1 protein-coding gene is annotated in these 3,566 nt (G+C 72.3%); it reads right to left on the bottom strand.

The annotated features are described in order from the left end of the window. On the bottom strand, window positions 1–3,566 hold a 3,566-nt coding region (locus tag IE330_RS38120), incomplete at both ends, for a condensation domain-containing protein (protein ID WP_190140763.1).

Genomic DNA, 3,566 nt, shown 5'->3' with positions numbered 1-3,566 from the left:
ACCACGACACCCTTCGGGGTGCCGGTGGAGCCGGAGGTGTACATCACGTAGGCGGCGTTGTGCGGATGCACCACCGGCAGTCCGGCCCCCTCGGCGCCGTCCTTAACGGCTGCGGCGCCCTCAGATGCACCTTCGAGGTCCACATCGTCCAGGAACAGCGACGGCACACCGGTCTCGGGCAGCACACCGACGGTGTCGGCGTCGGTGAGCACGAGCTGGGGGCCTGCGGTGGTCAGGATGTGGTCCAGGCGGGTGCTGGGGTACTTCGGGTCGATCGGCAGATAAGCGGCGCCCGCCTTGAGGATGGCGAGCATGCCGGTGACCAGGTCGGCCGAGCGCGGCAGCGCCAAAGCCACCACACTCTCCGCCCCCACCCCACGCCCGGCCAGCACACGGGCGAGCCGGTCGGCGCGCGCGTCCAGCTCCGCGTAGGTGTAGGACACGTCGTCGCAGGTCACGGCCGTCTTGTCCGGCACCGCGGCGGCCTGCTGCGCGAACAGGCCGGGAATGCTCAGCTCCGGCGTCTGGGCGGCGGTGTCGTTGACCTCGATGAGGAACCGCCGGCGTTCGGCGGGCTCCAGCAGGTCCAGGGCCCCGAACGCGGCGCGCGGGTCCTCGGCCAACTGGGCAAGCACGCGGCCCAGGCGCAGGGCGATGTCGCGGGTGCGCTCGGCGTCCAGCAGGTGGTGCTGGTGCTGGAGGGTCACCTTCAGGTGCGGCTCGGCCACCGCGATGACGGTCAGCGGGTAGTGGGTGCCGCTCAGCGGGCTGATCCCCGTCACCGAAATCCCGGCGGCGGAGTAGGCCTCGCTCAGGGCGGCACTGTCGATGGGGTAGGACTCGAAGACCACCATGGTGTCGAACAGCGCCCGCAGCCCGGTGGCCTGGTGCATGTCCAGCAGTCCGTGGTGGTGGTGGTCCAGCAGCGCGCCCTGGCGGTCCTGCAGCGTGGTCAGTACCTGGCCCAGCGAGGCGCCCGGGGCGCAGTCGACGCGGACGGGAAGGGTGTTGATGAACAGGCCCACCATCTCGTCCACGCCCGCCACCTGCGGCGGACGCCCCGAGACCGTGGCACCGAAGACGACGTCCCGGCGCCCGGTCAGGCCCGCCAGCAGCATCGCCCACGCACCCTGCACCACCGTGTTCAACGTCACGCCCAGCTCACCGGCACGACGCGTCAGCGCACGCGACTGCTCCACGCTCAACGGCACATCGATCTGGCCCACCCCGGTTGTCTCACTCTCCGGGGCGGTGTCAACGGGAACCAGCAGCGTGGGCTCGTCGACGCCTTCGAGCTCCTTGGCCCACACCCGCGCGGTCGCCTCCCGGTCCTGACGGGACAGCCAGGCCAGGAAGTCGCGATAGGCCCGCGGCCGGCCCAGGCCGGAGGCGTCCCCGGCGGTGCCGTACAGACGCATCAGGTCCTGGATGAGCAGGGGAATCGACCAGCCGTCGAAGAGGGCGTGGTGCGCGGTGAAGACCAGTTCCCACCGGTCGGTTGCCAGCTTGATCAGCGTCAGGCGCAGCAGCGGGGCGTCGGACAGGTCGAAGTGCGTGCGGTGCTCCTCGGCCAGGAGCTGCTTGAGCCGCTCCTCCCGCTCGCCCTCACCGAGGGACGTCAGGTCCCGCTCCCGCCACGGCAGTTCGATGCCGCTCTGGATGACCTGGACGCGGTCACCGGCGCTGTCGGTGGTGAACGCCGCGCGCAGGTTGGGGTAGCGGTCCAGCAGCGCCTGTCCGGCCGCCCGCATCCGCTCCGGCTCCACCGCACCGGCCAGGTGGAAGTCGAACTGCATCTGGTAGGCGTCGAAGGACGCGCCGGCCAGCTCGGTGTGGAAGAGCAGGCCCTCCTGCATCGCGGTCAGCGGCCACACGTCGGCCAGTCCCGGGTAGCTTCTCTCCCAGCCGTTCAGCTCCGCCTGGCTCACCTTCACCAGCGGCACGTCCGACGGTGTGAGGCCGCCCGCCTCCGGTGCGGTCGCGTGCCGGGCGAGGCCTTCGAGGGCGGTGCGCCACAGGGCGGCCAGCTCCTCCACCTCGGCCTCGGTGAAGAGGCCGGAGGGGAAGTCCAGGCGGGTGGTCAGCCGCGGCCCGTGCTCGGTGTCGGCGACGTACGCGGTGACGTTCAGGGCGGCCAGCGCGGGCATGTCCGCGTCCAGCTCGGCGAGCAGCTCGGTGGTGCCCTCGACCTGGGTGAAGCCCAGGCCGCGCAGCGCGTCGGGGACGTCGGACGCGCCCGCGTACCGGCCCAGGTAGTTGAAGGACACCTGGCCGGTCGTGTGGTGCTTGAGGACGTCCGCCGTCTGTGGGTTGAGGTAGCGCAGCAGGCCGTAGCCGATGCCCTTGTCCGGCACGGCCAGGAGTTGCTCCTTGACCGCCTTGACGGCGGTCGCGGCGGCCCGTCCGCCGTTCAGGGCGTCGTCGAGGTTCACGCCCGCCACGTCGAGGCGGACGGGGTACATGCTGGTGAACCAGCCCACCGTGCGGGACAGGTCGGCGCCCGGCGCCGCGGCCTCCTCACGGCCGTGGCCCTCCATGCGCAGCAGCAGCGAGGACTCGTCCACCCCACGCTGTTTGCGCCACGTGGCCACGGCCAGGGCGAGCGCGGTCAGCAGCCCGTCGTTGACGCCGCCGCGGTAGGCCGCGGGCAGGCTCGTGAGAAGTGCTTCGGTGGCCGCCGCCGGGAGGTCCATGTGGACGTACCGGACCGTGGCGAGGGTGTCGACGGCCGGGTCCAGCGGGCGGCTGCCGAGCACCGGGTCCCGGCCCGTGACCATCGTGCGCCACAGTGCCAGCTCACCGGCGCGCTCGGCCGACCGGGCCTCCTCCGCCAGCGCGTGCGCCCAGCGCCGGGCGGACGTGCCCACCGGCGCGAGCTGCGGGGTGCGGCCCGCGCGGACCTGTTTCCACGCCTCGGCGAGGTCGGGCAGCAGGATGCGCCAGGACACGCCGTCGACGACGAGGTGGTGCAGCACGAGCAACAGGCGCCCAGCGCGCTCGGCACCGGCGTCGAACCAGACGAACTGCGCCATGACACCCGCCGCGGCATCCAACCGGTCGGTGGCGGCGTCGAGTTCGGCGGCCGCCCGCTCGCGCCAGCCGTCGGCCCAGTCGCCCTCGGTCTCCACGCGGTGGATCAGGGACGCGACGTCGACCGAGCCCGGCGCGGTCACCTCAAGACCGGTCTCCTCGCCGGTGACCAGGCGGGAGCGCAGCATGTCGTGCCGGTCGACGACCGCCGACAACACCGTGAGCAGGCCGGTCTCGTCCATCCCGGCCGGCAGCTCCACCGCCATCGACATGGTGAACCGGTCGAGCCCCGTGCCGAGCTCCTGGAGCCAGTGCCCGATCGGCAGCAGCGGCATGCGGCCCACGCCGCCGCCCTCCAGCTCCTCCAGGACCGGTCGGCCCTCACCGCCGCTGACCGCGCTCTCGGCCAGTTCGAACACTGTACGGGCCTCGAAGATCTGGCGGGGCGTGACCTCCACACCCTGCGCCCTCGCCCGGGCGACCACCTGGATGGAGCGGATCGAGTCACCGCCGACGGCGAAGAAGTCGTCGTCGAT

The organism is Streptomyces longispororuber (assembly GCF_014656095.1).
Lineage (GTDB): Bacteria > Actinomycetota > Actinomycetes > Streptomycetales > Streptomycetaceae > Streptomyces > Streptomyces longispororuber.
This window is presented reverse-complemented; position numbering and strand designations above follow the sequence as displayed.